At 29.6% G+C, this 24,921-nt stretch carries 18 protein-coding genes; 16 read left to right on the top strand and 2 right to left on the bottom strand.

Annotated features, from left to right (window positions below):
• The first annotated feature begins 241 nt into the window (after positions 1 to 241).
• The 11 genes from rpsO (at position 242) to HLB29_RS08575 (ending at position 16,944) form a co-directional block, all read left to right on the top strand.
• Complete coding sequence (rpsO, locus tag HLB29_RS08625; RefSeq protein ID WP_185624761.1) at positions 242 to 499, top strand: 30S ribosomal protein S15; 258 nt, start codon at positions 242 to 244, stop codon at positions 497 to 499.
• Positions 500 to 646: 147 nt separating this feature from the next.
• Positions 647 to 1,492 (top strand): DegV family protein, encoded by an 846-nt coding sequence (locus tag HLB29_RS08620; protein ID WP_185624760.1) that lies wholly within the window; start codon positions 647 to 649, stop codon positions 1,490 to 1,492.
• Positions 1,493 to 1,514: 22 nt separating this feature from the next.
• Positions 1,515 to 3,605, top strand: a complete 2,091-nt coding sequence (gene pnp / locus HLB29_RS08615; RefSeq protein ID WP_185624759.1) for a polyribonucleotide nucleotidyltransferase — start codon at positions 1,515 to 1,517, stop codon at positions 3,603 to 3,605.
• A gap of 180 nt (positions 3,606 to 3,785) precedes the next feature.
• Positions 3,786 to 5,819, top strand: coding sequence for a cell wall-binding repeat-containing protein (locus HLB29_RS08610; RefSeq protein ID WP_185624758.1), 2,034 nt, complete (start codon positions 3,786 to 3,788; stop codon positions 5,817 to 5,819).
• Between the two features lie 312 nt (positions 5,820 to 6,131).
• The gene (locus HLB29_RS08605) at positions 6,132 to 7,382 is read left to right on the top strand and encodes a M16 family metallopeptidase (protein WP_330604462.1); all 1,251 of its coding nucleotides are present in this window, start codon (positions 6,132 to 6,134) and stop codon (positions 7,380 to 7,382) included.
• A 4-nt stretch (positions 7,383 to 7,386) separates the two neighbouring features.
• Positions 7,387 to 9,858 carry a DNA translocase FtsK gene (locus HLB29_RS08600; RefSeq protein WP_185624757.1) on the top strand — a complete coding sequence of 824 codons (2,472 nt, stop codon included), beginning with the start codon at positions 7,387 to 7,389 and terminating at the stop codon, positions 9,856 to 9,858.
• Positions 9,859 to 10,015: 157 nt separating this feature from the next.
• Positions 10,016 to 11,356, top strand: a complete 1,341-nt coding sequence (gene rimO, locus HLB29_RS08595) for a 30S ribosomal protein S12 methylthiotransferase RimO (protein ID WP_185624765.1) — start codon at positions 10,016 to 10,018, stop codon at positions 11,354 to 11,356.
• 18 nt (positions 11,357 to 11,374) lie between these two features.
• Positions 11,375 to 11,914, top strand: coding sequence for a CDP-diacylglycerol--glycerol-3-phosphate 3-phosphatidyltransferase (gene pgsA, locus HLB29_RS08590; RefSeq protein ID WP_185624756.1), 540 nt, complete (start codon positions 11,375 to 11,377; stop codon positions 11,912 to 11,914).
• Between the two features lie 197 nt (positions 11,915 to 12,111).
• Entirely contained in the window at positions 12,112 to 13,158 is a 1,047-nt protein-coding gene (gene recA, locus HLB29_RS08585) for a recombinase RecA (RefSeq protein ID WP_185624755.1), read from the top strand.
• A gap of 380 nt (positions 13,159 to 13,538) precedes the next feature.
• Positions 13,539 to 15,080 (top strand): ribonuclease Y, encoded by a 1,542-nt coding sequence (rny, locus tag HLB29_RS08580; protein WP_185624764.1) that lies wholly within the window; start codon positions 13,539 to 13,541, stop codon positions 15,078 to 15,080.
• A 79-nt stretch (positions 15,081 to 15,159) separates the two neighbouring features.
• On the top strand, positions 15,160 to 16,944 hold the full coding sequence (locus HLB29_RS08575; RefSeq protein ID WP_185624754.1) for a UvrD-helicase domain-containing protein: 1,785 nt from the start codon (positions 15,160 to 15,162) through the stop codon (positions 16,942 to 16,944).
• 164 nt (positions 16,945 to 17,108) lie between these two features.
• Here the strand turns inward: HLB29_RS08575 and HLB29_RS08570 are convergent, their stop codons facing one another.
• Positions 17,109 to 17,918: an undecaprenyl-diphosphate phosphatase gene (locus HLB29_RS08570; protein ID WP_185624753.1), complete on the bottom strand. Its 810-nt coding sequence runs from the start codon at positions 17,916 to 17,918 to the stop codon at positions 17,109 to 17,111.
• 283 nt (positions 17,919 to 18,201) lie between these two features.
• Between HLB29_RS08570 and HLB29_RS08565 the strand changes: the two genes are divergently transcribed.
• Positions 18,202 to 18,651, top strand: coding sequence for a MarR family winged helix-turn-helix transcriptional regulator (locus HLB29_RS08565; protein WP_185624752.1), 450 nt, complete (start codon positions 18,202 to 18,204; stop codon positions 18,649 to 18,651).
• A gap of 126 nt (positions 18,652 to 18,777) precedes the next feature.
• On the opposite strand, the gene HLB29_RS08560 is transcribed toward HLB29_RS08565, so the two are convergent.
• Positions 18,778 to 19,977 (bottom strand): pyridoxal phosphate-dependent aminotransferase, encoded by a 1,200-nt coding sequence (locus tag HLB29_RS08560; RefSeq protein ID WP_185624751.1) that lies wholly within the window; start codon positions 19,975 to 19,977, stop codon positions 18,778 to 18,780.
• 338 nt (positions 19,978 to 20,315) lie between these two features.
• Here HLB29_RS08560 and HLB29_RS08555 point away from each other — a divergent pair, with 338 nt between their 5' ends.
• From HLB29_RS08555 to efp, 4 genes are all read left to right on the top strand, one after another.
• Entirely contained in the window at positions 20,316 to 21,269 is a 954-nt protein-coding gene (locus HLB29_RS08555; RefSeq protein ID WP_185624750.1) for a galactose-1-phosphate uridylyltransferase, read from the top strand.
• 12 nt (positions 21,270 to 21,281) lie between these two features.
• On the top strand, positions 21,282 to 22,034 hold the full coding sequence (locus tag HLB29_RS08550; protein ID WP_185624749.1) for an exodeoxyribonuclease III: 753 nt from the start codon (positions 21,282 to 21,284) through the stop codon (positions 22,032 to 22,034).
• Positions 22,035 to 22,248: 214 nt separating this feature from the next.
• Positions 22,249 to 24,150 carry a type I glutamate--ammonia ligase gene (locus HLB29_RS08545; RefSeq protein ID WP_185624748.1) on the top strand — a complete coding sequence of 634 codons (1,902 nt, stop codon included), beginning with the start codon at positions 22,249 to 22,251 and terminating at the stop codon, positions 24,148 to 24,150.
• Between the two features lie 95 nt (positions 24,151 to 24,245).
• A complete protein-coding gene (gene efp / locus HLB29_RS08540) occupies positions 24,246 to 24,806 on the top strand; it encodes an elongation factor P (protein ID WP_185624747.1) in 561 nt (186 codons plus the stop codon).
• The last annotated feature ends 115 nt before the right edge of the window (positions 24,807 to 24,921 follow it).

The raw sequence follows: 24,921 nt of genomic DNA, 5'->3' as shown, positions 1-24,921 counted from the left end.
TTCTCATAAACTACCTCCCATGAGATAGTTTATATCATAATCATATTTAAGACAATTTCATTTGCGATTACTTAGGACAATATCATATATGATTCATATATGTTAGAAAAAACTATGTAAGACACTTGTCTAATAGTATTTAATATGTTATAATAATTAAGGTTTTAACCTAGGCTCAGCTTTTGAAATCTCCATTCTAAGCTTAGCTGTAGGCGATTATAAAAATTATAGGAGGAAAGATATGATAAACAAAGAACAAATAATCAAAGATTTTGGAAGAAAAGAAGGAGATACTGGTTCTCCAGAAGTACAGATAGCTTTATTAACAGCTAGAATCAATGACTTAAATGAGCATTTAAAGGTTCATAAGAAAGACCATCACTCAAGAAGAGGGCTTTTAAAGATGGTTGGTAGAAGAAGAAACTTATTAGGGTATTTAAAGAAGAATGATCTTGAAGGATATAGAGCTTTAATAGCTAGATTAGGTCTTAGAAAATAATTTTAAATTGTTTATTACAGGTATGACTGCTCATGCCTGTTTTTTCTGTTATTTTTCATTTAATTTAATTATAAATCTATTTTTATAATTAAAATTGTGGTAAAATGATAATATTGAGAAAATATATTATTGCTAGGAGGGATAATAGTGGACATAAAATTAATTTGTGATACCTTATGTGATATTCCCGATGAAATACAAAAAAAAGAGTATTTAGAGATAGTACCGCTTACTCTGATAATGGGTGGTAATGAGTATAAAGACGGAGTGGATATAGACAAAGAAACTTTTTATAAATCTGTGTTAGAAACTGGTGAAGTTCCCAAAACATCTCAGGCTACATATATGCAGTTTAAAGAAATTTTTGAAAAATACATTGCTGATGGAAAAAAGATAATTTGTATTAATGGAGCATCTTCAAAGTCAGGTACTTATCAAAGTGCATTATTGGCAAAAAACGATGTAGACGGTGATATTAATGTGTTTGATACAGAGCAACTATCTCTTGGAGCGGGACAGTTTGTAATAAGAGCCTGTGATATGATTGAAGAAGGCATGGATTTAGAAAATATAATTAAAAAACTAGAAGAAATAAAGGATAGTGCAAAAATATTATTTGCCCCTGCATCATTTGACTTTTTGAAAAAAAGTGGAAGAGTGCCTATGACAACTGCCGTTATCGGAAATATGTTGAATATAAAGCCAATTTTCTATATGGAAAAAGGTGAAATTGGTTTGGAGACAAAGGTAAGAGGTGTAAAAAAACTTGTAGCAAAACTGGTTGACTTAGTTATTGAAAGATTTGGTACTGAACTAAATGAGGTGACTCTTACAATCGGTCATGGCTGCAATTTAGAAGATTTTGAAAAATTAAAAAGAGAAGTTGAAGCTAAATTGGAAGGAAAAGTAAAAAAAATAATGACAACTAAAGGTGGAGTTTGTATTTGTTCTCATACTGGTCCAGACATAATAGCAGTCAGTTTTTCAAAGTAATAATAGTATTTAGGAGGAAACTATGTTCGAGCATAGAATTTTTGAAACAGAAATTGCTGGTAGAAAGCTATCTGTTGAAATAGGAAAAATTTGTGAAATGACAAATGGAAATTGTATCATAAGATATGGTGATACGATGCTAATGGTAAATGTTACAAAATCAGCACAACCAAGAGATGGGATTGATTTTTTCCCTTTAAGTGTTGATTTTGAAGAAAAATTATATTCTGTAGGTAAAATACCAGGTGGTTTCTTAAAAAGAGAAGGTAAGCCTTCAGAAAAGGCTGTACTAACTTCAAGGTTAATAGACAGACCTATAAGACCACTTTTTCCGGACGGGTTTAGGAATGATGTTCAGGTTGTAGCAACTGCTCTTTCAGTTGATCAGGATTGTACTCCGGATATTGTTGCAATGATAGGTTCTTCAATTGCTTTATCTATATCAGACATCCCTTTTAATGGACCTACCGGTTCAGTATTAGTAGGATTAGTAGATGGAGAATTTGTGGTAAATCCCAACCAGGAAGAAAGAGAAAATAGCTCCCTTCATCTAGTAGTATCAGGTACAAAAGATGCTATTATGATGGTTGAAGCAGGAGCCAATGAAGTTGAAGATGAAAAAGTACTTGAAGCTATATTGTTTGCTCATGAAGAAATAAAGAAAATAGTTGAGTTTATAGAAGAAATAGTGACTGAAGTTGGTCATGAAAAAGAACAGCCAGAACTTCATCTTCCAAGTGAAGACCTTACTACTAAAGTCGATAGTTTTGCAAGAGAAAAGATGCGCGAAGCAGTTAAGACTGTTGAAAAAATGGAAAGAACAGAAAAAATGGATGCTGTAAGTGAAGAGACTCTTGCATATTTTGAGTCAGAATTAGAAGATTTTGAAGAAGTAGTCGGTGATATTGAAGATATACTTCATGCAATTATAAAAGATGAAGTTAGAAGTTTAATTGTAGATGAAAATGTGAGACCAGATAATAGGGCTTTGAGTGAAATAAGACCTATATGGTGTGAAACAGGTATGATACCTAGAACACATGGATCTGCTATATTTACAAGGGGACAGACGCAAGTAATGAATATTACTACTCTTGGAGCTCTTGGTGAAGTTCAAAAATTAGATGGACTTGATGAAGAAGATAACAAGAGATATATGCATCATTATAATTTCCCTTCATATTCTGTTGGAGAAACTAGACCTTCAAGAGGCCCTGGAAGGAGAGAGATAGGTCATGGTGCTTTGGCTGAAAGAGCTTTGGTTCCGGTCATACCTTCTCAAGAAGAATTTCCTTATGCCATAAGATTGGTTTCTGAAGTATTAAGTTCAAATGGTTCTACATCTCAGGCATCGGTTTGTGCATCAACTCTTTCACTTTTAGATGCCGGTGTACCTATTAAAGATATGGTAGCTGGTATAGCTATGGGACTTATTAAACATCATGATAAAGTGGCTGTACTTTCTGATATACAAGGTATGGAAGATCACTTAGGAGATATGGATTTTAAGGTTGCAGGTACTGAACATGGTATAACAGCTATACAGATGGACATTAAAATTGCGGGGATAGACGAAAATATACTTAGACAGGCATTAAAACAAGCTAAAGAAGGTAGAATTCATATATTAAATGAAATGAAAAAGGTAATTACCGAACCTAGACCAGAACTATCACCATACGCACCAAAAATAGAAAAGATGATGATTGATCCTGATAAGATTAGAGATGTTATTGGACCTGGTGGAAAAATGATTAATAAAATTATTGATGAAACAGGTGTAAAGGTAGATATAGAACAGACTGGTGAAGTCTATATAGTTGGAGTTGAAGCGGATATGATAGCCAAAGCAATGAATATAATTGAAGAAATTGTTGCAGAGGCTGAACCAGGGAAAATATATAGTGGTAAAGTGATTAGAATTGAAAAATTCGGTGCTTTTGTAGAAATATTACCGGGAAAACAGGGATTGCTTCATATTTCTCAAATATCAGATGCTAGAATCAATAAAATTGAAGATGTGCTATCTATTGGAGATGTAGTTGATGTAATGGTTACAGAAATAGATGATAAGGATAGAATTAATTTATCTATTAAAGCCATTAAAAAATAAAGAGTACTTTAGTTTTGATAATAAAACATATTTAAAAGGATTATAAAGTTAAGGCAATATTGATATAAAATAACTATTATAAAAAAGTATGTAAAATGACTATAAAAAAATTATAAATCGATGGAATATATATTTCATCGATTATTTTTTATGGTAAAATGTATTAATATGGAGGTGAAAATGATTATGTATAATTATAAAGAAAAATATTTATATTTAAATAAAAATAAAATAGGAAGAATTTTTTTTGTGATATTATTTTTACTATTATTTTTAATGGTATCTATGAATTCTATAAAAGCAAACGATGTAATGAGAATTGAGGGGAAAGATAGATATATTACATCTGTAGAGATATCAAAGAAGATTAATACAGACAAGGCCAGCATAGTATTAGTAAATGGAGATAACTATATTGATGCACTATCGGGAAATACTCTTGCAAGTACTACTAACGGTAGGATATTGTTGGTAAAAAAGGATAAAATTCCAAGAGTTGTAGAAGATGAAATAAACAGAGTAAAACCAGATATAATATACATACTAGGTGGAATGAATAGCATAGAAAAAAGTATTGAGAAAAAATTGGAGAATCTTGGAATTAATGTAAAAAGAATAAGTGGTTATAATAGATATAGAACATCAGAAAAAGTAGTTCAAGAAGTGATTTCAATGAAGAATATAGAGAAATTGGCAATAGCCTCAAATGAATCGGATATAATATGCGCTGCACAATATTGTGGAGAAGACATTCCTATTATTCTGGTAGAAGAAAATGAAAATAGTATTGATTTCATAAATTCATTAAATTTACAAGAAAAAATAGTTTTTGGTGGTAATAAATCCATAAGCCAAAGTTTTTATAATAGTGTATCAGCAACAAATAGAATATTTGGTAAAAACAGATATGTTACTTCAGTAGAAATAGCTAAATTAAAAACATCAAAATCTGCATACATAGTCAGTGGCGAAAATTTAGTGGATGCTTTGTCACTAGGGCCTCTTGCATATCAAAACGATAGAAATATTATTTTTTCCAAAAAATATGGGCTTCCTTCAAGTATTAGGGATTTTGTAAAAAGTACATATTATAATTACGATATAGTTGGAGGAAAAAACTGGGTTCCTGATGATATTATGAAAATTAAAAAGCCAGATGATTTAAATAATGATAAAGTTACTAATACAAGCAAATTTGAATACTGGGATAAATATAATAATTATGATAGAAAAGTTATATTAAATTCGAGTGAGATAGAAAAAATAAATAAGAAAAATATATCTAAATCAAATTATTTATATAAAGTAGAAAATATTGATGGCGAATATGGTGTAATATCCAGAAGAGCAATAATGAAAAAACAACCATATAATGATAAAGATCCAGATACATTTGATGATTATACAGCTTTAACAGGATTGTTTCCTTGGGAAGAAGTGGTGATAAGAAAATATAATGCAGATAAGTCATGGGCATTTGTGTATTCGGTTGACTATTACGGATGGATACCTACAAAAAATATCATGAAGATGTCAAAATCACAGATGCTGGAAAATAGAAATAAAAAATTTGTAGTATTTACCGATAGACAATATAAGACCAGTGAAGGTGACATTATAGATATGGGTACAAAATTACCGCTAGTTAAATCAGATTCAAATTATTATACTGTTGAAATGCCGATTCATGGAAATTATTATAAAACAAGATATATTTTAATACCAAAAACTAAAGCTACGGAAGGGTATTTGGAATTTAGCCAAGCAAATATAATTAAACAAGCTTTGAAATTTAAAGGTGAGAAATATGGATGGGGACATAGTAATTTAACTAGAGATTGTTCAGGATTTGTGAGGGATACTTTCAAAACTTTTGGTATAATTATACCGAGAGACTCAAGTTCGCAGGAGATAGAAGATATAGGTAAAAAGGTATCGTTTAAAGGCATTAACGGAAGAACTAAAAGAGAAAACTTAATGATGTCTAATTCGGCTGGAAGTTTATTATATTTACCTGGACATGTATTTATGTATATAGGAGTTAATGAAAATTCTAAACCGATGATAATGCATCATTATGGATATGTGTTTGAAAACGGTGTGAAAAAAAATCACTTTAGATCAGATATAACATCTCCTAATTTATTAACAACTAAAAATGGTAGTTTTCTTGACTATGTAACAACGTTGAGAAATTTTCAGGTCTTAAAATAATAAAAATGCATAATTTAGTAAAAAAATCAGAGAATAATTATTTTTATATATTTATATCTGAAAATTGATATTATAAAATGGATTGATATATAAGTTGAAAATTTTTAAAAGTAGAATACATTTTGAATATGTGTTATCTTTAAAAACTTATATATTAATCCTATTTTATTTTGATATTTTTTATAGATAAAGACAGTTATGAAAGATAATATTAGATAAAATTAAGCAAAAAATAGTAAAATATGTTATAATAATTTGATATGCATATTTAATAATATTGAAAAATAAGAATTATTAAATATAGAGTTAGGGGTGAGGAATATAAAGTATTATAAATTAGATAATGGTCTAAGATTGGTGTTTGAAGAAATACCATATGTTAGATCTGTTTCGTTAGGTGTATGGATAAATGTAGGTTCCAGAATGGAAAATGATAAAAATTCTGGAATGGCTCATTTTATTGAACATATGCTATTTAAAGGAACTACTAATAGAACTTCGAAAAAAATATCAAATGATATAGATTATTATGGTGGAAATATAAATGCTTTTACGACTCACGATCATACGTGTTATCATGTTAAAATGCCATCTAATCATATTGATAGAGGGATTGAAGTGCTTGGCGATATTATTAAAAATTCAGTATTTGATGTAAATGATATAGAGAAAGAAAAAGTTGTTATTTCGGAAGAAATAAAAATGTATGAAGACTCTCCTGAAGATTATGTATATGAAGAGTTGCTTAAGAAAGTATACGACAATAAAGGTATTGGAAGAAATGTATTAGGAAGTATAGAAAGCATAAGTCTTTTTGATAGAGAATCGATAAAAGAATTTTTTGATAAAAATTACATTCCAAATAATTCTGTGATTGTAGTTAGTGGAAATTTTGTATATGAAGATCTTTTAGAAAAAATAAGTCGGAATTTTTCTGACTGGAGCTATAGAGATTATAGCAATGTTAGAGAAAGTCACGAGTTTAAAAAAGTAAAATTTATAAAAAATAGAGAAGATGAGCAATCCAATATTGCTATAATATTTCAGTGTCCAGATGATAGCGTTTATAAAGATTTTATTGCTGTAAAGTTGCTGGGAAATATTTTAGGAAATTCTCCAAGCTCTAGATTATTTCAAAAAATAAGAGAGGAGAGAGGATTGACTTATAACATATATTCAGCTGATAATTTTTATGTTGGTGAAGCTGAATTTGGAATATATTCCAGTATGGCAAGCGAAAATTTACTAGAAGTCTATAATCTTATAATGGATGAAATAAAAGATCTAAGAGAGAATTATATTACTAATGAAGAATTGACATTTGCAAAGGAACAATATAAAGGCTCCGTGATTATGAATATAGAAGATACTGAGGATAGAATGTTATATATCGGAGAATATGAAGTGGATGATTCAAGAATAAAGGAAATTGATGAAGTAATTAGCGTAGTAGATGATATAGATATGAAATATATGGAAGGCATTATAGATAGAATTTTTAGAGGTTCAATGTCATTGGGAATTACAGGCAAAAATGCCGAAGAAATAATGTTAGGAGTGTGATTATATGCCTAATAGAACAAATGGAAGACCGCCAAGTAGAAAACCAAACTCCAAATCAAAAAATGGTAAAAAAGGAAATAGAAAAAAAGATAAAAAGGGGATGAGATTTAATAGAGAATATCATAATCTGATTTTGATATTTCTTGGGCTATTTTTTATATATGGTTTAGTATCCAGTTCGGGAGCTATTGTCCCCAAAATAATTCAAATGATACTTAAAGGTACATTTGGAGGATTGTCTATATTAGTACCTATCGTCATGATATTGATGGGCGTACTGGGATTTATTGATGGAAATGAGAAAATTGATAGAATAAGAAAAACTAAAGTGTTCTATTTTGGGATAATATTTTTAATAATATACTATGGATTGATCAATTATGGTCGTTCACCATCGGAAAGCCCTTTTAAAAGTGGGGTTTTACAAGATATTATAAAAATGGGAGTTACCAGAGAAGGAATTGGATTGGTGCCTTCTATTATAACTTATTATTTAACTCATCTGTTGGGATTAGTTGGAGCCTGGTTATTAACTATATTTGCTACTATAATGACAATATTATATGTATTTAACATAAAAATGAAAGATATAATAGACTTTATATCTAAATCTGAAAACGGGAGCATATTATCAAAAATAAAATCGTTAAAATCAGGTAGAAAAAATAAAGATGATATTTCAGATGAGACCATTATAAATAAAACAGGATTTTTTGATAAAATAAAAGGTATTTTAGGTAAAAAAGATTTTGAAAATGAGGAAGATTATTTGGGTGATGGAGATAAAACCATAAAAATTGTAGGCTTCAATAAGGCTGAGGATGACTATTTAGAAATACTTGAAGGTACGCAAAGTTTATCTGACTTAGAGGTTTTACAAAAATTACAAAATGAAGAACCTATAGTTGATGGTTTGGTATCTAAATATGATGATTCTGAAGATAAATCAAGTAAGAAAAATATAGACACGCCAAATAATGATATGGGTGTTAGAAATAATTTATCAAGCGGTGTGTCTTCCATAGAAAATTTTGAGGAAGAAAATGAGCATATAAAATATGCAAATTATAAAAAACCTCCAACATCCCTTCTTAATAAAGTTGTCAATAAAAATGATAAAAGATCTAAGCAAAAGGTATTGGAAAATGCGAAACAGCTGGAGCAAACCTTGAGAGATTTTGGAGTAGATGCAAGTATAAATCAGGTAACGGTAGGTCCTTCTATTACAAGATATGAGATACAACCAAAACCCGGTGTTAAAGTAAGTAAAATAGTAAATCTTACTGATGATATTGCGCTTAGTCTAGCAGCTAAAAGTATTAGAATGGAAGCGCCTATTCCGGGGAAAAGTGCAATTGGAATAGAAGTTCCAAATGATGAGTCCCAAATGGTAAGTATTAGGGAAATAATAGAAAGCAAGGAATTTAATGATTTTAAATCACCTTTAGCAATGGGACTTGGAAAAGATGTATCTGGTAAAATTATAATTGGTGATATTGCAAAAATGCCTCATCTACTTATTGCCGGGTCTACAGGATCAGGGAAGTCCGTATGCGTTAATACACTTATTACAAGTATAATATATAAGGCGAAACCAGATGAAGTAAAGTTAGTGTTAATAGATCCAAAAGTTGTGGAATTAGCAAATTATAATGGAATTCCTCATTTATTGGTTCCAGTTGTAACAGATGCTAAAAAAGCCGCAAATGCTTTATGTTGGGCCGTGACCGAGATGAATAGAAGATATAATCTTTTTGCTGAATCTCAGGTTAAGGATATAAACAGTTATAATGAAAAAACAGATAATCCACTTTCAAGAATAGTGATTATAATTGATGAGTTAGCAGATCTTATGATGGTAAGCTCCAATGAAGTGGAAGACTATATATGTAGATTAGCCCAGATGGCAAGGGCGGCTGGAATGCATTTAATTGTAGCGACACAAAGACCTTCTGTAGATGTCATAACAGGAGTAATAAAAGCAAATATTCCATCTAGAATATCATTTGCAGTTTCATCACAGACAGACTCTAGAACTATAATAGATATGGGCGGAGCAGAAAAATTGCTAGGTAAGGGCGATATGCTGTTTTATCCACTTGGTGCAAATAAACCGGTAAGATTACAAGGTGCCTTTATATCCGAAGAAGAATCTGAAAAAGTGATAGAACATGTGAAAAGTGAAGTTGGAGAATTGAGTTATGCTAATGATATAGAGGAGTCTATTTCCAATGTGAATACTGCTAAGGATGATGATGCTGATGAACTTTTATCAGATGTAATAGAGTTTGTCATAAATAGTGGTCAAGCTTCGGCATCTATGCTGCAGAGAAAATTTAAAATTGGTTTCAACAGAGCTGCAAGACTTGTAGATGATATGGAAGAAAGAGGTATAGTAGGTCCTAGTGAAGGAAGTAAACCTAGAAAAGTAATGATTTCCAAAGAGGAATTTGATGAATTGAAAAAAGAAAATTAATTAATAATGTTAAGGGACGATTCAAAATTACGTTTTAGAATTTTCAAAAAGAGATATTGATTGATAAATTATATTTTTGAAAATAAGAGAACTTTGATTTAAGGATCAGTCCCTTATTATGTGAAGATGTATATTAAAAAATGTTTTGGAGGAATATATTTTGAAAATAGCACTAGAATCGTTAGGGTGTTCAAAAAATTTGGTTGATGCGGAAATTATGTTAGGTCTTTTAAATAGAAAAGGACATCAATTAGTTGGCGATTATATCAATGCTGATATAGTAATTGTCAATACTTGTGGTTTTATCGAATCAGCTAAACAAGAATCTGTTGATTCAATAGTTCAATATGCCGATTTAAAAAATGAAGGTAAATTTAAGTATTTATTGGTTTCCGGATGCCTTGCACAGAGATATTCGGAGGAACTTTTAAAAGAAATACCGGAAATAGATGGTATTATAGGCACAGGAAGCTATGAAAAAATAACGGATGTAGTAGATTCTCTGATGGATAGGGATGAGATAATTGAGTTAGGAGATATAAACTTTACTTTTAATGAGGAGTTACCGAGATATATATCTACACCACCATATTTGGCTTATTTAAAAATAGGTGAGGGGTGTGATAATAACTGTACTTATTGTATAATACCAAAGTTAAGAGGCAAATACAGAAGCAGAAAGCTGGAAAGTCTTGTTGAAGAGGCAAAACGACTTTCCGATAGAGGAGTAAAAGAGCTTGTTGTAATTGCACAGGATACAACTGTATATGGAGTGGATCTATATGGTAAACAGATGTTACCGGAATTGTTAGAGGAATTATCGAAAATGGATTTTGAATGGATCAGAGTGATGTATTCATATCCTGAAAGTATAACGGAGGAAATTGTCGATGTTATTGCAAAACATAGTAATATATGTAACTATTTCGACATGCCGATACAACATGCAAATGACAGAGTATTGAAATTGATGAATAGAAAGACAACCAGAAAAGAATTAAAGTCAAAGATCGATATGATAAGAAACAAGATACCGGATGCAACAATTAGAACGACATTTATTGTTGGATTTCCTGGTGAGACTGACGAGGAATTTGAATCTCTTTTAGATTTCGTAAGGGATATAAAATTTGATAGATTGGGTGCTTTTGCATATTCAAGAGAAGAAGATACTCCGGCGGATAAACTGCCAAATCATTTAGATGAATCTGTAAAGAAAAATAGACTTGATAGAATAATGATGGTTCAGCAAAATATCTCTGAGTCATTAAATCAAGAAAAAATTGGAAAAGAATACAAAGTATTGATTGAAGATAAAATAGATGATACTCTATATATAGGAAGAACTGAATGTGATGCTGATGAAATAGATAGTATAGTTTATTTAGAAACGACGAATAATATTAAAATCGGTGATTTTATAGACGTTATCATAGAAAATGCCTATGAGTATGATTTAAGAGCTATACCTAAAGATTTATTAAATCAGTATAATTAAAAGTTGGGAGGAATCAATATGAATTTACCTAATAAACTAACTTTATTTAGGATTATTTTAATACCTGTACTGGTAATTTTTATGTATTTACCAATTTCTAGCAAATATCTTATTTCACTAATTATATTTATAATTGCGGCCATTACAGATGCTTTAGATGGAAATATAGCAAGAAAATACAATCTAATAACTGATTTTGGTAAATTTATGGATCCGTTGGCAGATAAATTATTAGTTATAGCCGCACTAATTTGTATGATAGAAACAAGTCTGGTACCGGGATGGATAGTGTTGATTATTATTTCGAGAGAGTTGTCTGTGAGCATAATGAGAGCCATTGCAGCGGCTGACGGAAAGGTAATTGCGGCAGGAACAAGTGGAAAATTAAAGACGATTGTTCAAATGGTTTCAATTATTTTATTGTTATTAGGAGCACATTTAAACGACAATATAGTGCTTACTATAGGTAAAGTGTTGATTTATTTAGCCGCGGCTCTTACTATCTATTCAGGTTATGAATATTTTAGCTATAATAAAGAACTTTTTGAAGATAGATAATATATTTAATAAGTTGTCAAACACTTGTGATAATCAATAACTTTTTTCTGATTAAAGATAAAAAGTTTATATTTTTAAAAAATTGTCTATAAATAATAAAGAGGTTTTAGATAAAATAAGAACGTTTGTTCTTGACTGTTTGTATAAAAAATATTATAATGTTTTTAAAGAACATATGTTTGTTAAAGGAGAATAAAATGACAATAGATCAAAATAAAATGGCAGCCTTAAATGAGGCACTTGGAAAAATCGAGAAAGAATATGGAAAAGGCTCGGTAATGAAGTTGGGAGAAACATCTACTTTAGAAATTGATGCAATATCAACCGGTTCTATAGGTTTAGATATAGCATTGGGAATAGGAGGGCTTCCAAGAGGAAGAATAGTTGAAATTTATGGACCGGAGTCTTCTGGTAAAACTACTGTCGCTTTGCATTGTATAGCTGAAGCACAAAAAGACGATGGAATAGCTGCTTTTATAGATGCAGAACACGCTCTCGATCCAGTATATGCAAGAGCTCTTGGTGTTGATATTGATAACTTAATTATATCACAGCCTGATACGGGAGAACAAGCTCTTGATATAGCAGAATCGCTAATTAGATCAGGTGCTATTGATATACTTGTTGTAGATTCAGTTGCGGCTCTAGTTCCAAAAGCTGAAATCGAAGGAGATATGGGAGATTCTCATGTCGGTTTACAAGCCAGATTGATGTCACAAGCGCTTAGAAAATTGACTGGTTCTATAAAAAAATCAAATTGTGTTGTTATATTTATTAATCAGCTTAGAGAAAAGGTAGGAGTAATGTTTGGAAGCCCTGAGACTACTACCGGTGGTAGAGCTCTTAAGTTCTTTTCATCTATGAGAATAGAAGTCAGAAAAGGGGAAACTATTAAACAGGGTGATAAGATGTTGGGAAGCAGAACAAAGGTTAAAGTAGTTAAAAACAAGGTCGCTCCACCATTCAAGCAAGTTGAATTTGATATAATGTACGGTACTGGAATATCCAAGTATGGAGATTTACTTGATACTGCTGTTGGAATTGATGTGATAAAGAAGTCGGGGGCATGGTATAGTTATAAAGATGAAAAAATGGGACAGGGTAGAGAAAATTCAAAAAAGTTCCTTGAAGAAAATGAAGATATAGCTAGAGAGATAGAATCTAAAGTAAGGGAATATTACGGTCTAGATTTTAGAGAAGAAACTTCTGAAAAAATAGGTTCCGAGGGACAATTGGAATTTTAATATGATCATTTAAAAATTGTATATAAATATTTATTTGTTTTATAATTATGATACTATTACGATTTTAATTTTAAATTTCGTAATAGTATTTTTTATAGATTAATTTATAGATTAATAAGATGTTAAATCAATAATTTGATAAAATACTTGATTTTTCTACTGGAAATACTACTTGTGAAAAATATTATATATTATTCTAAATAATCGTAGAATTTTAAATAATTGACATAACATATAAAAGATTATAAAATAATATATAGGACAATGTCCTGTATATGAATTTATGATTTTTTGAACAAGTTGAAATACTTTAATATAAAGTTATCTTGGAATTGAAATTAGAACTTTGAAAACAAAATAATTAAGAGGAGGTGGACACAATTAATTTACTACACGTGGGTATTACCGCAGTGATTGCAGTAATCGTAGGACTATTGATTGGTTATGTCATCAGAAAAAATATCTCAGAAGCTAAAATCGGACAGGCTGAAACACTTGCAAAAGATATTGTCGATAAAGCAAATAGAGATTCTGAGACAGTTAAAAAAGAAAAACTTCTTGAAGCCAAAGAAGAAATTCATAGATTACGTACTGAAGGAGAAAAGGAAAACAAGGAAAGAAGAAACGAAGTACAGAAATATGAAAAAAGAGTTTTGCAAAAGGAAGAAACTCTTGATAGAAAGATGCAATCTTTAGAGCAGAAAGAGACTAATTTACAGAGGAAGACTGAAGCTGTAAATAAAAAGGAATCGGAAATTGATCAGATTAAAGAGCAGCAACTTCAAAAGTTGGAAAATATTTCCGGATATACAACAGATGAAGCTAAAGAGATAATATTTTCAAATGCCGAAAGAGATGTTAGAAGAGAAATATCTTTAATGATTAAAGAAAAAGAATCTCAAGCAAAAGAAGAAGCTGACAAAAGGGCGAGAGAGATAATAGGTTATGCAATTCAGAAATGTTCGGCAGATCATGTTGCTGAGACTACTGTATCTGTGGTTAATCTTCCTAATGATGAAATGAAAGGTAGAATAATTGGTAGAGAAGGTAGAAATATAAGAGCCTTAGAAACACTTACCGGAATTGATTTGATAATAGATGATACTCCTGAGGCAGTTATTTTATCAGGATTTGATCCTATAAGAAGAGAAGTAGCAAGAATTGCACTTGAAAATCTTATTGGAGATGGAAGAATACATCCGGCTAGAATTGAAGAAATGGTTGAAAAGGCCAAAAAAGAAGTTCAAAATATCATTAAAGAAGCTGGTGAACAGGCTATGTTTGATACGGGTGTTCATGGACTTCATCCAGAACTAGTTAAGTTATTAGGAAGATTGAAATATAGAACTAGTTATGGTCAAAATGTACTAAAGCACTCAATAGAAGTTTCTATTTTGGCAGGTATAATGGCTGAAGAAATAGGAGCAGATGTAAAATTAGCTAAAAGAGCTGGTTTAGTACATGATATAGGTAAGGCAGTCGATCATGAAATCGAAGGGACTCATATTGAAATTGGTATGGACTTATTGAAAAAATACAAAGAATCAAAAGATGTAATTCATGCGATGAGTACGCATCATGGTGATTATGAACCTCAGACAGTAGAAGCTGTATTGGTAACTGCTGCTGATGCAATATCTGCAGCTAGACCGGGAGCAAGAAGAGAAACTCTTGAAGCTTATATAAAGAGATTGGAAAAATTGGAAGAAATAACTAACTCATATGAAGGTGTAGATAAATCATTTGCTATTCAAGCTGGTAGAGAAGTGAGAATTATGGTTAAACCAGAAGAAATAAATGATGAAGAAATACATTTACTTGCAAGAGATATGACAAGAAGAATAGAGGAAGAATTAGATTATCCAGGTCAAATTAAAGTAAGTATTATCAGAGAAACTAGAGCTACTGACTATGCAAAATAGTAAGAAAAACAGTATCGTATTTTATTTTACGGTACTGTTTTTTTATGATATAATTATCATATGTTAGGGGGGGGTTATTTTGAAAAGTTTTCTGAATATTGAATCTAACTTGGATTCATTAAAGCTTAAGTCTTTTGAAAAGACTATATATGAAAATGCAACTGAAGAAGATTTTATTATCCCTAAAGCTATTCCTTTTAAAGGAATAAATACTGATATGCTGTATATTAAAAATAATTCTATTCTATTTTTAAAATTTATGGATACAACAGAAGAACTTTTTTCTTTTTTAGATGAAGAGATAATTGAAATAATGTATGAAGAATACAATCTTCTTTCAGAAAATATGAAGAAATTTTTTCCAAATATCAATTATAATTATATTTTTGTTATGCCATATATAGAATCAATAGAAAAAACGTTTGGATATGAAAATTTTGTAAGAGAAAAAATTATATTTGGAGAAAATACTTTTAAAATGTCTAAATCAAATAAGTTATTAACAGACTATTTATCTGAAAAAAATAATGAAGTCGAATTATCTATATTTTTATTAAATATATGTACAGAATATTTCGTGTTTACAACAGGTCTTAATTTAAATAAAAATTTTAAAAAAGTTATATTTTCTAATGAGGCAACCGAGTATAAATTATCGTTAATGGAAGAAGAGCAGATGACCTTTGTTTCTTCTGTAAATTATGGAAATCATATAATAAGAGGTGGTACCGGAACAGGAAAAAGTTCGTTATTGTTATCAAGAGTTATAAAACTCTCTAAAATATATCCTCATCATAAATTTTTATTACTAACCTTTTCGAAACAACAATATAATCAGTTTAGAGAAAAGCTAGATTTGCTTTATGCAGATTCGGATAATATAGAGTTACATACTTTTAGTTCTTTCATTTTTAAAGTTGCAAAAGCTAATAAACTTGTTATAGACCATAATCTTTTAAAGAAAAATTATGATAAGGCATTTGCAAATATAATGAAACAAATTGATAATACAATAAAAAATAAGAGTATGTTTAAGGGAATATTTATAGATGAAGGTGAAAATTTTACTGAAGAAGAAATATCTTTAGTTCATGAATTTTTATATAAAACAAAGAACATTTTTAATGTTAGCTTTTGTAAGTCGTACAACATAAATAATAATTTAAATATTTTTAAATGCAGAGTCAAAGCAATTGAATATGAAGATGATTTAGTATTGAGTAAAAATTATAGACAAAGTATAGAGGTTACAGATTTTATCAATAAATATTGTGAAAACTCCAATAATTATTTGTCTAATCTCAGAGATAATCTTGCCTCGGAGTTATTTATGAAAACTGAAACCGTACTGGATTTTACCAGAAAGGTTAATATTGTCAGAGTGGAAGATTTGGATGATCAGATAAACTCTGTAATTTGGGAAGTTCAACATTTTGTAAATGATCTAGGTTATGATTACAAAGATATTGCCATTATATATCCGTACAATAAAAAGAAATTAAAAAACGGAAAGGTAATATATTTTCAATATATGCTTAGAAAACTGCTCGAGGATGCTGGCATTGAGTATATGTATGCGGATGATTCGATAACCAATATCACACCTAGAAATGGTATAACAATTTCTAATATATACTCTATAAAGTCTCTTTCTTTCAAGGCAGTAGTTGTCTGTGAGCTTGAAATGTTATATAATCATAGTGTGACAAAAGAGGATCAGGATTACCAAATAAATGACTTTGCAGGTGATTTAAATAAGGTATATACAGCAATGACAAGGGCAGAGGAGGTACTAAGTATTGTGATATCTTATACTCCTGAAAATAGTGATATTGCAAAAATATTATTGGAAAGTTCAAAATAGGCATTAAAATTGGGCTACATTTTTATATAAAATAAGTATAAAATATATAAATAATGGCTAGTTAGATACTTTAATAAGTATATTGACTAGCCGTTTTCTATTACTATATAATTTGAATGCATATTATTGTGTATAAAAATATTCACATTGATAAAAACACAAGATTAATTAAACATAAAAAATATAAATACTATTAAACCGAGTATAATTCTATAAATACCGAATGCTTTAAAGTCATGTTTTTTGATATAACTCATAAAGAATTTTATTACTATTACAGAAACAATAAACGCAGTAAGAGATCCGATAAACATTATAAACCATTCAAAACCGGTAAAAGAAAATCCTGCTTTTAATAATTTCAGTAGACTTGCTCCAAGCATGGTTGGTATTGCCAAGAAAAAAGAAAATTCAGCAGCAATAAATCTTGATGTACCTAAAAGAGTTGCACCTATAATAGTTGAGCCGGATCTTGATGTTCCTGGTACTAAAGCTAAAACCTGAAATAGACCAATCAAAAAAGCTGTTTTATATGATACCTGGTTAAATTTCGTAATTAATGGTTTTCTGTTTCTACTTTCTAACCAAATCATAATTATACCATAGATTATAAGAGCTAACGCTACAATTGATGGTTTAAAAAACAACTCATCTATTTTATCCTCAAATAATACTCCTATAACACCAGATGGTATAACAGCTATAATAACTTTTATCCAAAGACTCCAAGTAGATTTTTTTTCTTTTTTGCTTTTACTTTTTGAAAATGGATTTAACTTTTCAAAATAAAGTATTAAAACAGCGAGTATTGAGCCAAACTGAATTACGACTAAAAATGTATCTACAAACTTTTTTGAACCGGCCAAATGTAAAAATTGATCTAATAAAATCATATGACCTGTGCTACTTACCGGCAACCATTCTGTAATTCCCTGAATAATACCGAGCAATAATGCCTTAATTACTTCTATCAAAACATACCTCCTTTATTTACACAATATTATATAATATTATCATAGTTATCTTAATTAATCAATAAATCATGAGTTTAAAAATTATAAATTGAAAGATAAGGAATTCGTTCTAGAATAATATATAAAAAATTTATATCAATAAACTAAAATTAGCATAAAATTGGAAATTTAATGATTTTATAAGAATTTAATATGAAAAAGTCAAATATTTTATTATATTATATTGAAAAAAACTCTCTATTTGTTTATACTATAGATAAAAAGATAGGTTGGAGGTATATTTATGTATAATAATGTGGATATGACAATTTCATTTATGGTAAAGTCATTACCAAAAATATATAATGATTTTTATCTTGAGTATATAAAGTCTTTTATGCAAACTACAAATATCAATAAGACACAAGTGAGAGCAATCACTTTTATTAAAAATTATGGTTCTATAAGCATGAGTGAATTATGCAATATGCTAAATATTGAAAAAGGCAGTTTAACAAGTATGATTGATGATTTAGAAGAAAAAAAATATGTTGAAAGAACTAAGGATAGAAGAGACAGAAGAAAATATAATATAGTTTTAACTGAAAAAGGAGATAAATTAGCTCAAGATTTTGTAGAGTATTTAAAGGAATCTTTAAAAGGGAAAATTGATAAAATAGGTAATGAAAATCTGCAACATTTTTTTGATGCAATGAATGTTATTATAAAAACGGTAGAAGAAATATCAAAATAATAAATATGGAATATTTTAAAAGTAATTTTATTATAAAGTTTTAGTTAATAATAAAAAAGACCTGTTGTGAGAGTATAAAATCTCAATAGGTCCTTTTTATTATTGAAAATATTAAATAAATTTAGCTTATTTATTTCCTTCAGCTTTATATGCTTCTAATCCTAGTCTTAGGCATTCGGCAGCATTTTTTAAGTCTTCTGTATTTAATATGTATGCAAGTCTGACTTCATCTCTTCCCAAACCTGGAGTAGCATAGAAATTTTCAGCAGGAGTAGCCATTGTAGTGGCACCATTGTGTCTAAATTTATTAAGCATGAAAATTACAAAGTCCTCTGCATTTTCAACCGGAAGTTTAACGACCATATAGAATGCTCCAGTTGGTTTTTCACAAACAACGCCAGGAATTTTCATTATTTCTTCATACAATGTATCTCTTCTTTTACAGTATTCAGCATTTACTTCTTCAAAATAAGATTTAGGAGTTCTATAAAGTTCAGCTGCACCGGCCATTTCTAATGTAGGTACACAAAGTCTTCCCTGGCAAAGTTTTAATACCTGAGCAATAAATTCTTTGTTTTTAGAAGCCAAAGAACCTATTCTCGCTCCACATGCCGAATATCTTTTGGAAACTGAATCAACTATTATGACTCTATCAGCCACATTTTCTAAGTTTCCAAAACTAGTATATTTCAATCCATCATAAACGAATTCCCTATAAACTTCATCCGAAATAATCCATAAATCTTTTTCTATTGCAACTTCAGCTAACATCTGCATCTCCTCAAGAGTATAAATCGCACCAGTTGGATTACCAGGATTGGATAAAAGGATAGCTCTAGTATTTTCATCCATAGAAGCCAGTACTTTTTCTTTTGATGGTAAGTGGAATCCATTTTCTGCAGTTGTAGTTATAGGTTTAATTTTTACATCCACGCAAGTAGCAAAACCATTGTAGTTAGTATAAAATGGTTCTGGAACTAATATATTTTCTCCAGGATTACACAAGGCCAACATTGCAAAAAGTAATGCCTCTGAACCACCATTTGTAATTAAGAGTTCACCACTTTCATAGTTGATTCCGTATTCTTTATAGTATTCAATCATAGCGTTTACTAGTTCTTCAGAACCAACTGAATCAGCATATTCTAGTACTTTATCATCAAAATTTTTAACAGCTTTCATAAAACCTTCAGGAGTTTTTATATCAGGCTGTCCTATGTTTAAGTGATATACTTTTACTCCATCTTTTTTTGCGGCTGTAGCATATGGAACAAGCTTTCTTACTGGTGAAGCTTGCATTGAACCAACTCTGTTAGAAAATTTCATTTTGAACCTCCGTAATATTTATTTAAGGGATAAAAAAACATTTTCCCTTTATAGTAAATAATATAACATAAAAGGTATAAAAAATAAATAAATTTATACTATATTTAAAAATTAACAAATATTATATGGCTATTTACAAAAAAAACTATACTTGATTAAAAATATTGTAATAAATTTATATAATAGTATTTTTTATAAATTTTTTTGTTAAAAAAGTCAATATATATAATTGATTTAAATTAAAATAGCTAAAAAATGAAGAATATTGTGTTAATTGTTGTCAAATATGGTATATTATTATAATGAAGATAGTTTGTGAGTATGAGGAGAAGTTTATTATGAAAGAAATAAGAAAGGATTCGATTACTGGAGATTTAGTAATTTACGCTAGTTATAGAAATCAAAGACCACACGATATGGTTAATACTGGCGAAAATTTTAATGGTAATGGGGAAGAATATAGTTCTGAATGTCCATTTTGCAGAGGAAATGAGTCAAAAGATGATGAGTTAAAGGATAGTATTGAACTTGATGGAGACTGGGTGTCGAAATCTGTTGCAAATAAATTTCCTATAATAGATATGTCAACTGAAGAAATATTTGGTGAGCATGAAGTGTTAATAGAAACATTTAGACATAATGGAAGTTTTTATAATATGAATATAGAAGAATTTCAATTTTTTTTCACTCTACTTGTTAGAAGGGTTGATAAGTTAGAGAAGGAAAAAGGAATAAAGTATGTGAATATATTTAAAAATTTTCTTAGAAATTCCGGTGCATCACTTATGCATCCACATTCTCAAATTACATCTTTTAATTTGATTCCACCAGAAATACAAAAAGAGTTACAAGTTGCCAGAGAACATTATAAAAAGAAAAAATCTTCTTTATATGATGATATAATTTTGGCAGAATTAAAATATCAAAAAAGAGTGGTATATAATGGTAAGTATTTTCTGTTATATGTTCCCTATGCTACCAGGTATAATGGAGAAATAAGAATTATTCAGAAAGATGATATCGAATTTGGAAAGTTGAGTGTTTCTCATATAAATGAAATATCTTATATTTTAAAAGAACTTTTCAAAAAATGGAAAACTTATCAAGGTGAAATACCATTCAATATGTTAATACATACATATCCAGTTGATAATAAAGAAAAGGATGTTTTTAGAACTCATTTTCATATTGTACCAAGAAAATATAATTTTGGTGGATTTGAATTAAGTACAAATTTGTTTGTATGTGGTACAGATCCAAATCAGCTGGCAGAATTTTTAAAATTTCAGTAAAGGAGATAATACATGAAGTTTATATCATGGAATGTTAATGGAATAAGAGCAGCCGTACAAAAAGGATTTAAAGATTTTTTTGATAAAATTGATGCAGATATTTTTGCGATACAAGAAACAAAATGTCAAGAAGGTCAAATAGAATTAGATTTGCCGGGATACTATCAATATTGGAATTTTGCAGAGAGAAAAGGATATTCAGGCACAGCAATTTTTTCTAAACAAAAGCCTAAAAAAGTAACCTATGGAATAGGAATAGAAGAACATGATAATGAAGGCAGAGTAATTACTTGTGAATATGATGATTTTTATTTTGTGGTAGTATATACGCCAAATTCTCAAACCGAGTTAAAAAGGCTTGAATATAGAATGAAATGGGAGGATGATTTTAGAGCTTATTTATTAAAATTAAATGAAAGTAAGTCTGTAATTTTATGTGGAGATTTAAATGTTGCACATACGGAAATAGATCTTAAAAATCCTAAAACAAATAGAAAAAATGCTGGTTTTACGGATGAAGAAAGGGAAAAATTTTCACAACTATTAAGTGAAGGATTTATAGATACATTCAGATATTTTTATCCTGAGGTAGAGGGAATATATTCCTGGTGGTCCTACAGATTTAATGCTCGAAAAAATAATGCAGGGTGGAGAATAGATTATTTTTGTACAACAGATGATTTTAGAGATAGGCTTGTAGATGCAAGAATACACACTGATATATTTGGTTCCGATCATTGCCCCGTAGAACTAAGAATTGAATAATTTATTACGAATAACTTCTTAGTAAACTTTGTTGTTTATTGAGAGGTTATTTTTTATAAATTTTACATAATTTAGCATATACAAGACTGATATATAAATTTTCTTGAAAATATGTTTAAATTGATATATAATTAAAAAATAAAACACGAATGTTATTTATAATATGTGTATAATAATTCTGTTATATTATAAATTTAATCTATTAGGAGGATATATGTCAGATTTACTATATTATATAAAAAAAGAAGATCACTCAAGTGAAAAATTGGAAAAGATATTAAATTCAAATAAGAATATAAAATTTGTATCATTAATGGGAGTTGATTTGGGCGGAAATGCTACCGATGAGAAAATACCAGTCAGTCTTTTTTTAGAAGATATTGATTCATTTTTAAATTCAAGTATACAAACAGATGGTTCTTCAGTTGAATTGTATAATATTGCAACTTTGAATAATGCGAAGGTAGATTTAAAAACTGATAAAAATGCTACTTGGTTTGTAGATTATAATCATGATTTTTATGATAAAGAAACAGATAAACCGGTTGGAACGCTTAAAATCCCTGCTTTTCTTATACATGACAACAAAAAAGTCTGCTCCAGAGCAACTTTAGAAAGAGCAGAAGCGTATTTTAAAGATAGTATAATGAAATTGATATTGGAAAATCCAAAATTAATAGAAAATACGAACATTGATAATGTGGAGGAAGTAGAAAGTATTGGTTTAACTGCTGCGACTGAACTGGAATTTTGGGTTAATACTCCAGAAGATAAAGCAGATCTTGAAAAACTTTTTGTGTCTCAAAGTTTGAAAGAACAATATTGGAAGAGAACGCACGGAGTAATTAGAACTTGTTTAGAAAAATGTTTGATAGAATTAGAGCTCTATGGTCTTGAACCGGAGATGGCACATAAAGAAGTTGGAGGAATACATAGCTCTATTAATAATGAAGGTTCTACCAATCATGCTATGGAACAGCTGGAAATATCCTGGAAATTTAATACTCCTCTTCAAGCTTCAGATAATGAACTACTTGTTAGAGAGGTAGTATATGATGTGTTTGAATCTCACGGATTAGAAGTGAGTTTTAAAGCTAAACCCATACATGGCGTTGCTGGAAATGGTGCACATGCCCACGTAGGTGTTAGTGCAAAATTAAAAAATGGGAAAATAGTTAATTTATTTGCACCAAAGGATTTGAAATCAGACTATCTAAGTCCAATAGGATATGGCGCTCTTATGGGGATGTTAAAGAACTATGAAGTGCTTGGTCCGATAGTTACTAATACCAATGATGGATTTAATAGACTTGTACCTGGTTTTGAAGCACCTGTATGTACTGTTACATCTCTTGGACATTCCTATGAAATACCATCCAGAAATAGATCGGTGCTTGTCGGGCTGATAAGAGATGTTGACAATCCGAAAACTTTGAGATTTGAACTTAGATCTCCTAATCCACAGTCTAATAAATACTTAGTAATAGCAGGGTGTTATCAGACAATGTTGGATGGTATAAAGGCTATTGTAAATTTAGAAAAATATGACACTAAAGAATTGGAGTCTGAATTATCAAAAAATCCTGAAGATAAAGGCTTTTATTTAGAAGAAGGACGATCATATAGGGATGAAAATAATGTGTTTGACTATTATACTCTTGATGAAAGAAATAGAAGGTTTGGACAACCTCCGGCAACAGTTTATGAGGCCATGTTGAATTTTGAATATTACCCGGAAAAACTTAAAGTACTGACTGCCGGTGATGTTTTTACTATATCTATTTTAAAATCATTTAAAATGGGATCTCTTGATAAGTGGAAAAAGAAACTTTCCTCTAGAATAATAGATAGGAATATAAGATTACTTAGATCTTTCAAAAAACTGCATACACCAGATAGCATGGATGCTCTTGATGAGGTTGTATGGGATTCCATTGAACAAATAAAATACGATTTAATGAAAAACACAATGAAAGGACCATCAATATATGGAATGATAAAAGAGGCTCTTGAAAAAGGTGATTATCAAGCTGCTTCCGAGCTACAGTTAGAAGCCAGAAAAAGGATGGAAGAAATACAGCAACTGTATGTAAATTATAGGAAAAATATCTTTTAATATCCAATATTATATAAATAATTTGTTCCATAGACAAATAAACGCTTTCGTGATATAATTTAAAAGATAATTATTTGAAAGTTGGAGGAGATACGATGGTAACAGCAAGTGATTTTAGAAAGGGTGTTACATTTGAAAAAGATGGTCAACCTTGTTTAGTTGTTGATTTTCAGCATGTTAAGCCAGGTAAAGGGGCTGCTTTTGTTAGAACTAAATACAAGAATTTAATAACAGGAGCAATAAGAGAAGAAGCATTTAATCCAAGTGATAAATTCCCAAAAGCTAACATTGAAACTAAGCAGATGCAATATTTATATAGCGATGGAGAATTGTATTATTTCATGGATGAAGAGACTTTTGATCAGATACCTCTTAACTATGAACAGGTTGAAGATGCAATAAAATTTTTAAAGGAAAATGAAGTAGCAACAATTAGATTTTATCAGGGCGCACCATTCCAGGTAGAAGGACCAAATTTTGTTGAATTAGAAATTATAGATACTGAGCCTGGTATAAAAGGCGATACTGCAAGTAATGTTACAAAGGCAGCTACAGTTGAAACTGGAGCTGTAATTCAAGTACCACTATTTATAAATGTTGGTGACAGAGTAAAAATAGATACAAGAACTAGTGAATATCTTTCAAGAGTAAACTAGTTTAAGAGAGCTTTTAGATTAAATTTAAAATACCTGTTTTTACAGGTATTTTTCTTATATATAAGATGATAAATTTATATTTTATAATTCGGTGTTATTATGTATAATATATATG

It is taken from the genome of Peptostreptococcus canis (assembly GCF_014229965.1).
Taxonomy (GTDB): Bacteria; Bacillota; Clostridia; order Peptostreptococcales; family Peptostreptococcaceae; genus Peptostreptococcus; species Peptostreptococcus canis.
Note: the sequence above shows the minus strand (reverse complement) of the source record. Positions and strands in the feature narration are given on the sequence as shown.